General features: G+C 63.6%; 13 protein-coding genes. 8 read left to right on the top strand and 5 right to left on the bottom strand.

All coding sequences use genetic code 11. The annotated features are described in order from the left end of the window. Positions 1–984: a Bug family tripartite tricarboxylate transporter substrate binding protein gene (locus EV686_RS16400; RefSeq protein WP_132478041.1), complete on the bottom strand. Its 984-nt coding sequence runs from the start codon at positions 982–984 to the stop codon at positions 1–3. A gap of 325 nt (positions 985–1309) precedes the next feature. On the opposite strand from EV686_RS16400, the gene EV686_RS16395 reads away from it, so the two are divergent. Next, positions 1310–2986 carry a thiamine pyrophosphate-binding protein gene (locus tag EV686_RS16395; protein ID WP_165972657.1) on the top strand — a complete coding sequence of 559 codons (1677 nt, stop codon included), beginning with the start codon at positions 1310–1312 and terminating at the stop codon, positions 2984–2986. Between the two features lie 100 nt (positions 2987–3086). Here EV686_RS16395 and EV686_RS16390 read toward each other — a convergent pair whose 3' ends face one another. Next, complete coding sequence (locus tag EV686_RS16390; protein ID WP_243650927.1) at positions 3087–4082, bottom strand: Bug family tripartite tricarboxylate transporter substrate binding protein; 996 nt, start codon at positions 4080–4082, stop codon at positions 3087–3089. A gap of 183 nt (positions 4083–4265) precedes the next feature. On the opposite strand from EV686_RS16390, the gene EV686_RS16385 reads away from it, so the two are divergent. The 4 genes from EV686_RS16385 (at position 4266) to EV686_RS16370 (ending at position 8746) form a co-directional block, all read left to right on the top strand. Continuing rightward, the gene (locus EV686_RS16385) at positions 4266–5354 is read left to right on the top strand and encodes an Ldh family oxidoreductase (protein ID WP_132478039.1); all 1089 of its coding nucleotides are present in this window, start codon (positions 4266–4268) and stop codon (positions 5352–5354) included. A 238-nt stretch (positions 5355–5592) separates the two neighbouring features. After that, entirely contained in the window at positions 5593–6549 is a 957-nt protein-coding gene (locus EV686_RS16380; protein WP_132478038.1) for a 2-hydroxyacid dehydrogenase, read from the top strand. A gap of 67 nt (positions 6550–6616) precedes the next feature. Further along, positions 6617–7684, top strand: a complete 1068-nt coding sequence (locus EV686_RS16375) for an Ldh family oxidoreductase (protein ID WP_132478037.1) — start codon at positions 6617–6619, stop codon at positions 7682–7684. Between the two features lie 102 nt (positions 7685–7786). After that, complete coding sequence (locus EV686_RS16370; protein ID WP_132478036.1) at positions 7787–8746, top strand: tripartite tricarboxylate transporter substrate binding protein; 960 nt, start codon at positions 7787–7789, stop codon at positions 8744–8746. Between the two features lie 90 nt (positions 8747–8836). Here the strand turns inward: EV686_RS16370 and EV686_RS16365 are convergent, their stop codons facing one another. From EV686_RS16365 to EV686_RS16355, 3 genes are all read right to left on the bottom strand, one after another. Next, positions 8837–9781 (bottom strand): LysR family transcriptional regulator, encoded by a 945-nt coding sequence (locus EV686_RS16365; RefSeq protein WP_207901842.1) that lies wholly within the window; start codon positions 9779–9781, stop codon positions 8837–8839. After that, the gene (locus EV686_RS16360) at positions 9769–10818 is read right to left on the bottom strand and encodes a quinone-dependent dihydroorotate dehydrogenase (protein ID WP_132478034.1); all 1050 of its coding nucleotides are present in this window, start codon (positions 10816–10818) and stop codon (positions 9769–9771) included. The genes EV686_RS16365 and EV686_RS16360 overlap by 13 nt, the downstream gene beginning before the upstream one ends. Positions 10819–10983: 165 nt before the next feature. Beyond that, a complete protein-coding gene (locus EV686_RS16355; protein ID WP_132478033.1) occupies positions 10984–11664 on the bottom strand; it encodes a GntR family transcriptional regulator in 681 nt (226 codons plus the stop codon). A 220-nt stretch (positions 11665–11884) separates the two neighbouring features. Here EV686_RS16355 and EV686_RS16350 point away from each other — a divergent pair, with 220 nt between their 5' ends. The 3 genes from EV686_RS16350 to EV686_RS16340 all read left to right on the top strand — a co-directional run bounded on the left by EV686_RS16350 (position 11885) and on the right by EV686_RS16340 (position 14329). Further along, the gene (locus tag EV686_RS16350) at positions 11885–12283 is read left to right on the top strand and encodes a carboxymuconolactone decarboxylase family protein (RefSeq protein WP_132478032.1); all 399 of its coding nucleotides are present in this window, start codon (positions 11885–11887) and stop codon (positions 12281–12283) included. A gap of 15 nt (positions 12284–12298) precedes the next feature. Then, positions 12299–13162, top strand: a complete 864-nt coding sequence (locus tag EV686_RS16345; protein ID WP_132478031.1) for an NAD(P)-dependent oxidoreductase — start codon at positions 12299–12301, stop codon at positions 13160–13162. 198 nt (positions 13163–13360) lie between these two features. Further along, positions 13361–14329: a tripartite tricarboxylate transporter substrate-binding protein gene (locus EV686_RS16340; RefSeq protein ID WP_132478030.1), complete on the top strand. Its 969-nt coding sequence runs from the start codon at positions 13361–13363 to the stop codon at positions 14327–14329. Positions 14330–14340 lie beyond the last annotated feature (11 nt).

Here is a 14340-nt window from a genome sequence, read left to right as displayed (position 1 = left end):
TTATTTCTCCAAAGAGATGCCGCTGTCGCGAATGACTTGTTCCCAGCGATCGATCTCGCCCTTGAAATAGCGGGCGAATCCATCGGGAGGGTTGATCTGTGCTTCGGCGCCCAATTGCATCAATCTTTCGCTCAGGGCCGGCGCAGCCATAGCCTTGTTGATGGCGGCGTTGAGTTGTTCGACCATCGCGGGCGGAGTGGCGGATGGCGCAAATACGCCGAACCAGGCGCTGAACTGATAGTTTGGAACACCTGCTTCGGCGACTGTCGGCAGATCGGGGAAAAGCGGCGACCTCGTAGCGCCCGTTACCGCCAGTGCCCGCACTGTATTATTCTGGACATGTGGCAATGAGGATGGCATGAGATCAAACATCACTTGCGTGGTGCCTGATATCAGGCTGGGAATGACTTCCCCAGCGCTCTTGTAGGGGATATGCAGCATGTCTACGCCGGCCTCGATCTTGAACAGCTCTGCCGCCAGGTGGTTGGAGGATCCGATGCCGCTCGAGCCAAAGCTGAGCGCGCCGGGATTCGCCTTGGCATAGTCCACTAGCTCCTGGATGCTGTGTATGGGAAGACTATTGTTCACCATGACGATGTTTTGCAGCGTGATCGGACCGGCTATGGCTGTCAGATCCTTTTGAGGATCGAAGTTCATCGTCTTCATGAGGCTGGGGTTGCTGGCCAGGCTAGTCGCCGTGAACAGTAACGTGAGCCCGTCGGGCCGGGCGTGTACCACCCGCTCCGCGCCTACATTGCCTCCGGCGCCGCCTCTGTTCTCGACCACGCAGGCATTGCCGGTCACCGCGGCCAGCTCGTGGGCGAGTGCCCGGCCAAGAATGTCTCCGGTTCCACCCGGCGAGTAAGGTACGACGAGTGTGATTGGACGGCCTTCGGCCAACTGAGCCCAGGCGGGTACGGCGAGCGTTGCGATACCGCAGGCACCGGCCTGCAGTAAATGGCGGCGGGAACGAATGAACATCATGGTGACTCCTCCAGTCAAGGAAAGATTGACGGTATAGTTTTCTACGCTGTTTCTATACAGCTGTTTGGCAAGGGGGGTATACGATTGTTATTCCACTTGCTTATTTCAGCACTACAAATCCAGGGACTGTTACGATCTCGGCACGTAGTAAAGACAATGTACAGTGCGCTCCTGAAATTCAGCCATGGATTTTGTTCATATCAGAAATGCGCGAATATGGGTGCGTGCGGGTGGGGAGTTGTTTATGCTGTCCGGGAATTTCCAGGCCGCCGGATAGCGGCGCGCCCGGGCCGTGAAAATATCACTATGAGTCGTGGAGAATAACGTGCAACAAGACAAACAGAACGATGCAGTCGAACCAAGGACGGGAGGGCGGCTTATCGTCGAATCGCTGCGCCAGCATGGCGTGGATCGCGTCTACTGTGTGCCGGGCGAAAGCTACCTCGAGGTGCTGGACGCCCTGCACGACGTGCCGGAAATCGAGCTGGTGGTCGCCAAGCACGAAGGCGGGGCGGCCAATATGGCCGAAGCCGACGGCAAGCTGACCGGCCGTCCCGGCATCTGCATGGTGACGCGCGGTCCCGGTGCGACGCATGCCAGCATCGGCGTGCACATCGCGCAGCAGGACTCCACGCCCATGATCCTGTTCGTGGGCCAGATCGCTCGCAGCCACGTCGGCCGAGAAGCCTTCCAGGAAGTCGACTACCAGGCCATGTTCGGCGGCCTGGCGAAGTGGGTGGTGGAAATCACCGATGCGGCGCGCGTTCCGGAAATCATGGCGCGCGCATTCCACACGGCGGTTTCGGGTCGTCCCGGCCCCGTCGTGGTTTCGCTGCCTGAAGATATGCTGGTGGACAAGGCGGCGGTTCCCGTCTGCGCCGCCACGCCGATGCAGCCCGTGGCGATGGCCGAAGAGACCACGCGCCAGATCGTCGAGGCGCTGTCCGCCGCGAAAAAGCCGATGCTGCTGATCGGCGGCCCTGACTGGAGCGACAAAGCCGTCCAGGACCTGAGCGCCTTCGCCAAGGCATGGGACCTGCCCGTCGCCTGCGCTTTCCGCCGCCAGGACGTGCTGGACAACCGCGACCCGCAGTTCGTCGGCCATCTCAGCCTGGGCATGAATCCCGCGCTGGCCGCGCGCGTGCGCGACGCCGACCTGCTGATCGCGCTGGGCACGCGCCTGGGCGACATCGTCACCGACGCTTACACGCTTCTGCAGCCGCCCAAGCTGCCGCAGAAGCTGATCCACATCCATGCCGAGGCCAATGAACTGGGCAGGGTCTACCAGGCGGACATCGCCGTACCGGTATCGGCGGGAGACGCCCTGGCCTCGCTGGCTGCGCACAAGCCCGCCGCCGCGCCGGCATGGAGCGAGTGGCGCAAGGCGGCGCGTCAGGACCTGGACGCGTTCCGCGCCATGGCCAATGCGCCGCTGCCCGCCGAGGGCTACGTCGACATGACGCCCGTGGTCAGGCATCTGAACGACGTCCTGCCCGACGATTCCATTCTGACCAATGGCGCCGGCAATTACTCCGTATGGCTGCATCGCTTCTATGAATATCGCCATCCGCGCACCCAGCTTGCGCCTACCTGCGGCGCCATGGGCTACGGCTTGCCTGCGGCTGTGGCGGCCTCGTTGCGCCGACCCGAGAGCACCGTGGTCTGCTTCGCGGGAGACGGCTGCTTCCTGATGTATCCGCAGGAAATCGTGACGGCCGTGGAGTATGGCGCGAAGTTCGTCGTACTGGTGGTCAACAACGGCATGTACGGCACCATCCGCATGCACCAGGAGCGCGAGCATCCGGGCCGCGTCAGCGGCACTCGCCTGAAAGGGCCGGACTATGTCGCCATGGCGAAATCCTGCGGCGGCTACGGCGAGCTGGTGGAGCGCACGGAAGACTTTGCCGCGGCATTCGAGCGCGCGGCAGCTTCCGGCACCGTGGCATTGCTCGAGCTGCGCGTCGATCCGGCGCAGATCACGCCCGCCAAGCGCCTGTCCTGATCCTGCGGCTGGAAGGCGTCGTCCAATGAAAATGCCCTGTTCCGCGAGCGGAACAGGGCATGAATGTCCCGGCATTGGCCGGGACCGGAGACGATCGGAATCAGTCGACCTGGATATTGGCCGTCTTGATGACTTCTTTCCAGCGGGCGACTTCCTGCTGCTGGAATGCGCTGAACTCGTCAGGCGTATTGGCGACGACTTCGAAGCCCAGGCCGTTCAGCGTCTTGGTGACGTCGGGCTGCTTCAGCGTATCGCGCAGCGCGCCGGACAGGCGGTTCACGATGTCGTCAGGCGTGTCCTTGGGAACGGCGAAGCCTTGCCACGAGTACACCACGATATCGTCGTAGCCCAGCTCCTTGAGCGAAGGCACGTCGGGCAGGTCGGGAGCGCGTTCCGCGCCGCTCACGGCCAGGGCCTTGAGCTTGCCGCCCTTGATGTGCGTCAGCACGGCGCCCAGGTTCTGGAAGGAAACGTTCACCTGGTCGCCCATCAGGTCGACAATGGCCGCGCCGCCGCCGCGATAGGGGACATCGACGCCGGTGGTGCCGGTTTTCTGGCGGAACAGGATGGCGGTCAGCTGGTCGGAGGAACCCGTGCCGGAGTTGGCGTAAGAGACGCTGTCGGGATTCTTCTTGGCGTATTCCAGCAGTTCGGCAACGGAGTTGGCCGGGAAGTTGGGCGCGGTCACCAGCACGTTGGGGTTGCGCACGGCCTGCGTCAGGTAGCGGAAATCCTTGCTGGGGCTGTACGAAAGGTTCTTGAACAGGGCTTCGTTGATGGAGAACGTACCGATGGAACCGACCATCATGGTGTAGCCGTCGGGCGCGGAGCGGGCCAGCGCCTGGGCGCCGATGGCGCTGTTGGCGCCCGGCTTGTTGTCCGCCACGATGGTCTGGCCCAGCCGTTCGCCCAGCCCCTGGGTCACGCTGCGCGCGGTAATGTCGGAGGAGCCGCCGGGCACGAAAGGCACGATGATGGTGATCGGCTTCTGCTTGGGCCAATCGTTGGCCTGCGCGCCGGTGGCAGCGACAGCGCCGAGCAGGCAGGAGGCTGTGATCGTCATGGTCTTGCGTGTCAGGAGTTTACTGATGAGCATGATGTGAGTCCCTTTTCTAGTAGTCGTTGTCTCTTGCGCTTATGGCGCATCATGGATGATGTATGTCATCACATGTCTGGCAATTTATGGCTTATGCACTAATATGTCAATCGTGCTTTTACCGGGGTTTTCCTGTGGTCGCATGGGAAAAATCACGAGTCGTCGAAGAAGGAAGGAGAAACAATGAGCGATGGATGCACCCCTTATGAACGGCTTCACGCGCAGGCACGCGGCGTGCTCCAGGCATGGGGCATGACGCCGCAACTGGCGGGAGTGACGGCCGACCTGATGTGCCAGACGGATCTGCTGGGCGTGGATTCGCATGGCATTTCCATGCTGCCGACATACGAGGCCAAGCTGCGCGAGGGAACGCTGGACATTGCCGCCCAGCCCAGGGTGACGCAGCGCTTCGGCGCGACCGCGATGGTGGATGGCGGCGCGGGGCTGGGACATCCGGCCGGCGAACTGGGCATGAGGACGGCAATGGAACTGGCCAGGGAGCATGGGGTGGGCGTTGCCGTGGTTTCCAACTCCCATCATTTCGGCGCGGCGGGAGCCTACGCCCGCCTGGCGCTGGAGCAGGGCATGATAGGCCTGGTCACGAGCAGCGCGACCGTGCCCATCCTCGTGCCGACGGGCGCGCGGCAGCCCGCGCTGGGTACCAACCCTATCGCATTTGCCGCGCCGGCGGCCAATGGGGACTCTTTCGTGCTGGACATGGCCACGACGACGGTGGCGGCCAACAAGGTCAAGGTCTACGACTATCACGGCAAAACCTTGCCGCAGGGTTGGGTCATCGACGCCGATGGGAAGTCCGTGACGGATCCGGCGCAGGGCATGGAGTGGATCTATCGCCAGCCGCTGGGCGGGCTGACGCCTCTGGGCGGAACCCCGGAGATGGGCAGCCACAAAGGCTACGGACTTGCGATGATGATCCAGATCCTGGGCGGCACGCTGGCCGGCGCGGCCTTTGCGGGGACGCTGGGCCTTACCCGCAAGCCGGGAGATCCGGACAATGTCGGCCACTTCATGCTGGCGCTGAATCCGGCGGTATTCCGCGAGCCGGAAGTGTTCGAGCAGGATTTGTCCGGCTTGCTGGGGCACATGCGCGGCCTAGCCCATGTGACGGAAGGCGAAAGCGTGAAGGTGGCGGGCGATCCGGAAAGCGTCATGGCCGCGCGCCGGGCGACGGAGGGCGTGCCATTGAGCGATACGCTGAAACAGCAATTGCGCGCGCTGTGCGGGCGCTGCGGCGTGGAATACTTGTTGTAGGCTGCGGCGGCGTTTCCAGACGGAGCTTCCGCATGGGTGCGCCGGCTCACCGGGTGATACCTATTTTGAATCATTCGATGCTTTCATGAGATTGGACGCCTAATCCCGCACGGGATAATCTGGCGTTCGCTGCATGCCTGGGCTCATCCTAGGGGGCGGCCCGGCGAAAAAAACAGGAGGAGTCCGCGATGATGTTAGTTGTATGCACCGCTTTGCCGGTGAATGCCCGGAGGGTGTCATGAAGCCTTCCGTGCTGATTGCGCGGCCGGTTCCCAAGGCCGTCGTTGATTACGCCAGCCAGCATTTCGATGCGGTTTTCTCCGAACAGACCCTGGCGACCGAGCAGGCGCTGGAGAAGGCGCAGGCGCTGCGGCCCTCCGGCATCGTGTTTGGCGGACACCTGAAGCTGCCCGCCGAGGCGATTGCCCGCTTGCCCGATTCCGTGCGGGTGCTGTCGACGACCAGCGTCGGCTTCGACCATATCGACGTCGAGGCGGCGCGCAAGCGCGGTATTGTCGTGACCAATGCGCCGTCGGCGATCACGGACTGTACCGCCGACCTGGCATTCATGCTGCTGCTGTGCGCCAGCCGCCGCGCCTACGAATACAGTACGCTGGTGCGCACCGGCTGGAAGCGCAACCTGGGCTTCGATGAAATGCCCGGCATGCGCGTTTCCGGAAAGACGCTCGGCATCTATGGCATGGGCCGCATCGGACGAGCCGTGGCCCAGCGCGCGCGCGGTTTCAATATGCGCGTGCTGTACCACGACGTGCAGCGCCTGCCCGAAGAGCTGGAGCAGGGCGCTACATATTATGAAACGCTGGAGGCGATGCTGCCGCATTGCGATGCCCTGACGCTGCATGCGCCGGCCACGCCGGAGACCAAGGGGGTCATCGACGCCCGTCGGCTGGCCCTGCTGCCGCGCGGCGCGGTGCTGGTCAATGCGGCGCGCGGCACGCTGGTCAACGAGGACGACCTGATCGAAGCGCTGCGCAGCGGCCAACTGCGCGCGGCGGGACTGGATACCTTCCAGCGCGAGCCCGATCCCGATCCGCGGCTGGTGGAGCTGCCCAATACCTTCCTGACTCCGCATATCGGCGGGGCCACGGAGGAAACCCGGACGGGGTTGGGACTGCGCGCCCTGGAAAACGTGCGCGAGGTGCTCTCGGGCAAGCCCGCGCTGGACCCGCTCTAGCATGAGCGACAGGACGGCGGCGTGTGCCGCCGCCCGGACAATGGACAAGACAAAGGAAGGAAACAATATGTCGGAATCGGTAGGCCGCTATGAATATGACGCTTTGCTGGATTACGCGCAACGCCTGTTCCGCGCCGCGGGCATGGAGGAGGACAAGGCGCGCAGCGTAGCCTGGGTGCTGGTCGAGGCCGACCTGATCGGCCATGCGACGCACGGTCTCGCCCTGGTCCCGGTATACCTGGATGCCCTGCGCAAGGGGATAATGTCGCCGTCGGGCGAGCCCGAGGTGATTTCCGATCGCGGCGCCAGCATGGCGTGGCGCGGCAATATGCTGCCCGGCGGCTGGCTCGTGCTCAAGGCGCTGGATCTGTGCGTCTCCCGCGCGGCCAATTACGGCACGGCGACGTGCGTCATCGACAACAGCCAGCACATCGGCGCTCTGGCCGTCTACATGAAGCGCGTGACCGACCTGGGCATGATGGCCATCATTTCCAGCTCCACCTCTTCTTCCAGGGGCGTGGCGCCCTACGGCGGGACCAAGCCGCTGTTCACGCCCAATCCGCTGGCCGCGGGCATGCCGACGAGCGGCGATCCCATTGTGCTCGACATCAGCGCGTCGATCACGACCATCAATTACGCGAGGCAACTGCACAAAAGGGGAGAGCGCTTTCCCCAGCCATGGGCGCTCAGCGCGGGCGGCGAACCCAGCGACGATCCCGATGTGCTGGTGAACCAGGGCGGCTCCCTGCTGCCGGTGGGCGGCATGGACCATGGACACAAGGGCTACAGCATGGCCTTGCTGGTGGAGGCCATGACGCAAGGTCTGGGCGGCCGCGGGCGCGCCGATGCTACGACGGGAACCTACACCTCCGTCTTCATCCAGGTGCTGGATCCAGCGGCGTTCGGCGGCCGGGAAGGCTATGTGCGGCAGATGGACTGGCTGGCGGACGCCTGCCGCAGCAATCCGCCCGTGCCGGGAGGAAAACCGGTGCGTGTTCCCGGCGACCGGGCCGCCGTCAATCGGGAGGAGGCCTTGCGCAATGGCGTGCCGTTGCGCCAGTCCATCGTCGAACCGCTGCTGGCCGCATCGCAGCAATTGGGAGTGGAGATGCCCGCCGCCATCGCGGCAGGCTGAAGACATGGCGGTGTACGGCGAGAGCCGGCGGTAGCAATAAAACGTAGTAAATACAGCAGTTCAATAACGATATCAACAAGTGACAAACCAGGAGACTGAGTCATGAGCATGAAGAAATATCTACGCGGCATGTTGGTTGCCGGAGTGCTTGGAGCCGTGGCAACGGGAGCCGCTGCCCAGGACAAATGGCCTGCGCATTCGATCCAGCTGATCGTACCGTTCGCTGCGGGCGGCGATACCGATTTCAATGCGCGCGTGTACTCGCAGTACATGGCGGACGAGCTGGGCGTCAGCCTGCCCGTCATCAATGCCACGGGCGCCGGCGGCTCGATCGGGGCAAGGCAGGTCAAGAATGCAAAGCCCGACGGCTATACGGTACTGTTCTTCCACTCGGCCATGTTCGTCAACCAGGCCTCGGGCCTGATCGACTTTTCGTTCCGGGACTTCGAGTTCGGGGCGATCGTCGCGCGTGAAGCCGGCAACCTGATCGTGGTGAAGTCGGATGCCAAGTGGAATACCCTGGAGGAGCTGGTCAAGGATTCGCAGGCCAACCCCGGCAAGATCAACATCACGGGCAACATCGGCGCAACCACCTACCTGATCGCCAAGCTGCTGAACAAGGCGGGCGCCGAGCTCAACATTATCGACATGGGCGGCTCGTCCGAGCGCCTGCGCGCCATCATGGGCGGGCATATCGAGGTGTCGCAGAACCCGCTCGGCCAGATCAAGCCGTTCATCGAGAAAGGAGACATCAAGGCGCTGGCCGCCTTGACGGATGAGCGCCTGCCGCAGTTCCCCGATGTGCCGACCACGAAGGAGGCCGGCTACGACGCCACCTTCCAGTACGACTACTTCTTCCTGTTCCCCAAGGGTACGCCGCGGGAAATCGTCGACCGCTTCATCGATGCGGCCGAGCGTGTTTCGAAGAATCCCAAGTACATCAAGGATATCCAGGAAAAATACTATCAGCAGCCGTTCTTCCTGCGCGGCGAAGAGGGCCTGAAGCGCATGGAAGCCATGGACAAGGTGGTGAGGGCCGTGGATCTGAAGATCGAGAAGTAGTCCGTGCAATGCGCGCCGGCCTGGGCTTGGCGCGCTTGAACCGGGATCGCAGGCAGTGCAATGCATACCGCGTTGCACTGCCTGTTCGTTTCAGGACGAACGCTTGTCGTAAAGCGAGTAAGTGAATATCGGCGCCCCCTGGGGCAGGGGGAATTTTTCCAGGATGGCGTCGCGCACGGTGATCGTCATCGGATCATCGATATCGTTGCGCCAGCATAGGCAGAGTTCCGCATAGACGTCCTCGGGCATGTCGTCCAGCAGGACGAATGCCAGGTTGCTGTATCCCATGGCTTGCGCGAATTCGGGCACCAGCGCGACGCCGATGCCGGCGTTGACCATGGACAGCAGCGTGTGGCTGTGCCTGGCGTACTGCACATAGTTCGGATAGATGCCGCGGACATGGAACATGCCCGACAGGATGCCGTACCGGTCCCAGATGCTGGACGGCGAATACATGAGCACCTTTTCTTCGTCCAGGTCCTTCAGCGACCGGATGTCGCCGTGCCTGGGCGCGTATTCCCGGTGCATGGCCAGGACGAACGGCGTGCGGACGATCGGCTTCACGGCGAGGCGCGGGTCGTTGTGCTGCATCCCGATCACGCCCAGCTCCAGCTGGTGGTTGGCGATGGATTCGACCAGCTCGCTGGTCTGGATCTCGTTGAGGATCAGTTGGGCGTCCGGCAACTGGCGGGTGACGTGCGCCAGCAGGGAGGGCAGCAGCGAGAACGCCGCGGCGGTGATGAAGCCCAGGCGGATCTGCCCTTTTTCTCCGATACAGAGGCGCCTGGCGTTCAGCATGGATTCCTCGGCGCGCCGCAGCAGGTCCTGCGCCTCGGGAAGGAACATGCGGCCCACGGTGGTCAGCTTGACGCTGCGGCCCGCGCGGTCGAACAGTTCGGCGCCCAGGATGTGTTCCAGCTGCTGGATCTGCCGGCTCAGCGGCGGCTGCGTCATGTTCAGGCGCTGCGCGGCGCGCCGGAAGTTCAGCTCGGTGGCGACGGCCACGAAGCAGCGCAGTTGGTTCAGATCGAACATAGCGCTTGTACGCATTCCGTGACCAGGGCGGGGCCGCGATAGATCAGGCCCGTGTACACCTGGACCGCGTTGGCGCCCGCCGCGATCTTTTCCCTGGCCTGCCGGCCCGATGCGATACCGCCGACGCCGACGATGGGGTAGTCGGGGCCCAGCTGGGCGCGCAGCCGCTCTATCACGGCGAGCGACAGCGTATGCACGGGAGGGCCCGACAGGCCGCCGGCCTCGTCCGCATGCGGCAGACCCTGTACGGCATCGCGCGACAGCGTGGTGTTGGTGGCGATGACGCCGTCGATTTCGTGGCGCACCAGCACTTCCGCGATGGCGTCGATCTGCGCCTGGGTCAGGTCAGGCGCGATCTTGACGGCAATGGGGACGTGGCGGCCATGCTGGTCCTGCAGCGCCTTGCGCTTTTCCTGCAGGGCGGCCAGCAGGTTCGAGAGCTCGTCGTGGTCCTGCAGGGCGCGCAGGTTTTTCGTGTTGGGAGAGGAAATATTGACGGTCACGTAGTCGGCATGCGGGTAGACGCCTTCCAGGCCGATCAGGTAGTCGTCCGTGGCGCGCTCGATGGGCGTGTCGGCGTTCTTGCCGATGTTCAGGCCCAGGATCCCGCCCTGCGTGCGCCACTGGCTGCGTTGCACGTTTGCCAGGAATGTCTCCAGGCCCTGGTTGTTGAAGCCCAGGCGGTTGATCAGCGCGTCGGCCTTGGGCAGGCGGAACAGGCGCGGCTTGGGATTGCCCGGCTGCGGGCGCGGTGTGACGGTGCCGACTTCCACGAAGCCGAATCCCAGGGCGCCCAGCGCGTCGATGTGCGCCCCGTTCTTGTCCAGTCCCGCCGCCAGCCCGACCGGGTTGGGCAGCGTCAGCCCCATGAGCCGCACCGGCTTGCCGGCCCGCGCTCCGGCCGACATCAGCTTGCGAGTGGCCTTGCAGGCATGCGCCTTGTGCAGCATGGAGAGCGTCAGCTCGTGGGCGGCTTCCGCGTCCATGGAAAACAGGGCGGCGCGCGCCAGGGGATAGGCATTGAACAGAAGTGACATGGTATGGCGGAGTTCCGTAGCGTTGGTCAGTTGCCGAGAGCCGTGTCCCGCAGGAGGATCCGGAACGGCGCGTATCGGTTCTTGGATGCCATTTTACGGCTTTCGCGCATCCGGCAGCCCCCCGGGCCATGCCGGGGCTGCGCCCGCCGCCTTCCTTGCTTCGATTCAGTCGGGTCGCGGCGGTTCGTCCATCGTGCGCAGCACGTTCTCGGCAGCCTTCCGCACATGCATGCTGCATAGGCGCGCCGCCGATTCCTCGTCGTTGTTCTCGATTGCGGCGACGATCGCGTCCATCTCCCGGATGGTGTCGGGAAGCCGATGGGGCTGGGCCAGCGACACCCGGCGCAGTACCGTCACGCGGTTGTTGAGCTGGCGCAGCAACTGGCCGGCCACAGCATTGCCGCAGCCTTCGATGAGAATGTCGTAGAACTGGTTCTTGATGGCCAGGATGCGGCTTTGTTCAGCGGCCACGCCGGGGCCGGCAAGTTCCGTCACTTTGGCCCGCAGCGCCTGGCGTTGCGCCGCCGAGGCGTGGGTGACGAACCCCCGGACGGCCAGGCTTTCCAGGGTGGATCGCACCGCATAGATGTCGCGCACCTCCTGGGCGGTGATGGCGGTGACCTCGGGCCCCCGATGAGGGACGATGGTGATCAGGCCTTCGGCCTGCAGATGCTGCAGCGATTCGCGCACACAGGAGCGGCTGACGTCCAGGCGCTCGCATAGTTCGCGCTCGGACAGCTTCTGGCCGGGGGAGAATACGCCTTCCAGGATGGCGGTGCGCAGGGCTTGTGTGGCGCGTTGACGCAGCGAGGTTTCTTCGCGGGAAATACGGGTGATCGAATTCATGAGTGCATATGATACCGAGGTTTTCCGTATTTATTTCATTGCGGATCGCCAATATCCCAGTGTGCCGGCTGTGTCAATACCTACATTCCATAAATCATATTGTCAGACAATCTGATTATAATAAAAATGCTTCGCCGCTAACCGCGGCGCGTGCCCGTAACGGGCGCACTGACATCACACTTCGCTTTACTTATTTAATTTACTGCGACTGGAGCCATACATGACTCGTGCATTTGCGCCAAAAAATCCCGAACTCTTCGATCAAGGCCTGGCTACGCGCCGCGAGGTTCTTGGTGCGGCATATGTCGACGCCTCGATCAACAATGCGACGGATTTCAACATCGACATGCAGGAACTGGTCACCCAGTACTGCTGGGGCGATATATGGAACCGTCCCGGCCTGGACCGCCGCACGCGCTCGTTCCTCAACCTGGCCATGATCACGGCGCTGAATCGCCCGCACGAACTCAAGCTGCATGTGCGCGGCGCCATCAACAACGGCCTGACCAAGGACGAGATCAAGGAAGTGCTTCTGCAGGCGGCCATCTACTGCGGCGTGCCGGCGGGGATCGACTCGTTCCGCGTCGCCTCGGAAGTCTTCAAGGAAATGGGCATCTAACGGTCGGAGATCGAAATGAGTCGAATTGGAGTCGTAGGACTGGGCATGATGGGCAATCCCATGGCGCACCTGCTGCATGAGGCCGGATACGCCCTGGTCGTGAAGGATGCTGATCCGCAGGCCGAGCAGCGCTTCGTGCAGGTGCACCCCGGGACGGTATCCGCAAGCGGTCCGCAGTCGTTCGCCGAATGCGATGTGGTCATGACGATGCTGCCCAACTCGGACATCGTCGACAAGGTGGTGAACGAGCTGGCCCCGCACCTGAAGCGGGGCGCCTGCATCATTGAGATGAGCTCGGCCGATCCCAACCGCACGCGCGCCCTGGTGGGGCTGTTGCGCGAACGCGGAGCGGGCCTGATCGATGCGCCGGTGTCGGGCGGGGTCAAGAAGGCGGTCAATGGCACGCTGTCCATCATGGTGGGCGGCGAGCCGGCCGATTTCGAGCGTTGCCGGCCCATCCTGGAGAAGATGGGCAAGGATATTACGCATGTAGGCCCGGCAGGCTCCGGCCACGCTCTCAAGGCGCTGAACAACTACGTGTCGGCCGCGGCGCTGATCGCCACCGCCGAAGCCGTGCATGCGGGCGCCGCATTCGGCATCGATCCGGAGACGGTGGTGAATGTCATCAATGCGTCCACTGGCAAGAACAACACCACCGAGAACAAGGCGCACCAGTACATGCTCAATGGCGCTTTCAACTCGGGCTTCTCGCTGGCGCTGCAGGCCAAGGACGTAGGCATTGCGGCAAAGCTGGGACCTTCCCTGGGCCTGCCCATGGACCTGGCCCAGAAGGTCTCCGCCATGGCCAACGATGCGTCGGCAAAGCTGGGCAAGGCGGCCGACCATACAGAGCTGTACAAGTACGTCGCCAAGGAGTAAAGCCCACGCCGCCGCGCATTCGCCGCGGCGCTGTGTTTCGCGATCCACAGGCCTTTCGCGGCAGCGGTACCGGATCGCGAGCCGGACTTGGCATCCTGGCGGCGCTGCCGCCAGGATGCCGTGCGGCGCATATGCACCACCGCTGCCGAACATCATCAACCACAGAAGTTGCTCTTCATACAGAGTAAGGAGACTCGCATGCGCAATATATTGAAGACCCTTGTTGCCGCGACGCTGGCGATGGCCTCGGCGGCCGTGCTTGCCTTTCCCACGCGTCCCATCACAGTGATCGTGCCCTATGCCGCGGGCGGCTCTACCGACGTGCTGGCCCGGATCATGGGCGACGCCTTGAGCCAGGAACTGGGACAGCCCGTCATCGTAGAGAACGCCGGGGGCGGCGGCGGCACCATCGGCACGGCCAAGGCCGTGCGCGCTGCCAACGACGGCCATACTCTGCTGCTGCATAACATGGGAATCGCAACCGCCCCGGCGCTGTACGACAACCTGAGCTTTGACGTCACCAAGGACCTCGAGCCGATCGCGCTGATCGGAGACGTGCCCATGATTCTGGTGCGCAACAAGGACTTCCCGCCCTCCACGGTCGCGGAACTGCTGCAGACGATGAAGGACAAGCCAGGCCAGGTGAACTTCTCGCATGCCGGCGTGGGCGCCACGTCGCATCTGTGCGCGGTGCTGCTGACGCAGGTCACCGGCACGCAGGCCACGCTGGTTCCTTATCGCGGTACCGGCCCTGCACTGCAGGACCTGATTGCTGGCAATGTGGACCTGATATGCGATCAGCCGGTCTCCACAGGTCCGCATCTCAAGGCGGGCTCGCTCAAGCCTTATGCGGTGGCCACCAAAGAGCGCCTGTCCATCATGCCGGATGTGCCGACGTTCGCGGAGTCGGGCCTGCCGAACTTCGAACTGGCGGTGTGGCACGGCATATATGCGCCCAAGGGCACGCCGCCGCAAGCCGTCGAGCGCCTGAACCAGGCCATCCGCAATGTGCTGGCCCAGCCCGCCCTGGCCCAGCGCCTGCTGGACATGAGCGTGGTGGCGCCGCAGGGTGATCGCCTGGCGCCGCAGGCCTTGCGCGACCATCTGCAGGCCGAGGTCAAGCGTTGGGGCGAGGTGCTCAAGGCCGCTGGTGTCAAGGCCAATTGATATTCGGTATG

The sequence above is a fragment of the Paracandidimonas soli genome, assembly GCF_004342005.1.
Lineage (GTDB): Bacteria > Pseudomonadota > Gammaproteobacteria > Burkholderiales > Burkholderiaceae_B > Paracandidimonas > Paracandidimonas soli.
The sequence above is the reverse complement of the archived record's forward strand: the minus strand, read 5'-3'. Positions and strand labels throughout refer to the sequence as shown.

Coding starts and splice junctions, on each gene's coding strand:
- EV686_RS16400 (WP_132478041.1), bottom strand. CDS start 984: ATGATGTTCATTCGTTCCCGCCGCCATTTACTGCAGGCCGGTGCCTGC.
- EV686_RS16390 (WP_243650927.1), bottom strand. CDS start 4,082: ATGCTCATCAGTAAACTCCTGACACGCAAGACCATGACGATCACAGCC.
- EV686_RS16385 (WP_132478039.1), top strand. CDS start 4,266: ATGAGCGATGGATGCACCCCTTATGAACGGCTTCACGCGCAGGCACGC.
- EV686_RS16380 (WP_132478038.1), top strand. CDS start 5,593: ATGAAGCCTTCCGTGCTGATTGCGCGGCCGGTTCCCAAGGCCGTCGTT.
- EV686_RS16375 (WP_132478037.1), top strand. CDS start 6,617: ATGTCGGAATCGGTAGGCCGCTATGAATATGACGCTTTGCTGGATTAC.
- EV686_RS16370 (WP_132478036.1), top strand. CDS start 7,787: ATGAGCATGAAGAAATATCTACGCGGCATGTTGGTTGCCGGAGTGCTT.
- EV686_RS16365 (WP_207901842.1), bottom strand. CDS start 9,781: ATGTTCGATCTGAACCAACTGCGCTGCTTCGTGGCCGTCGCCACCGAG.
- EV686_RS16360 (WP_132478034.1), bottom strand. CDS start 10,818: ATGTCACTTCTGTTCAATGCCTATCCCCTGGCGCGCGCCGCCCTGTTT.
- EV686_RS16355 (WP_132478033.1), bottom strand. CDS start 11,664: ATGAATTCGATCACCCGTATTTCCCGCGAAGAAACCTCGCTGCGTCAA.
- EV686_RS16350 (WP_132478032.1), top strand. CDS start 11,885: ATGACTCGTGCATTTGCGCCAAAAAATCCCGAACTCTTCGATCAAGGC.
- EV686_RS16345 (WP_132478031.1), top strand. CDS start 12,299: ATGAGTCGAATTGGAGTCGTAGGACTGGGCATGATGGGCAATCCCATG.
- EV686_RS16340 (WP_132478030.1), top strand. CDS start 13,361: ATGCGCAATATATTGAAGACCCTTGTTGCCGCGACGCTGGCGATGGCC.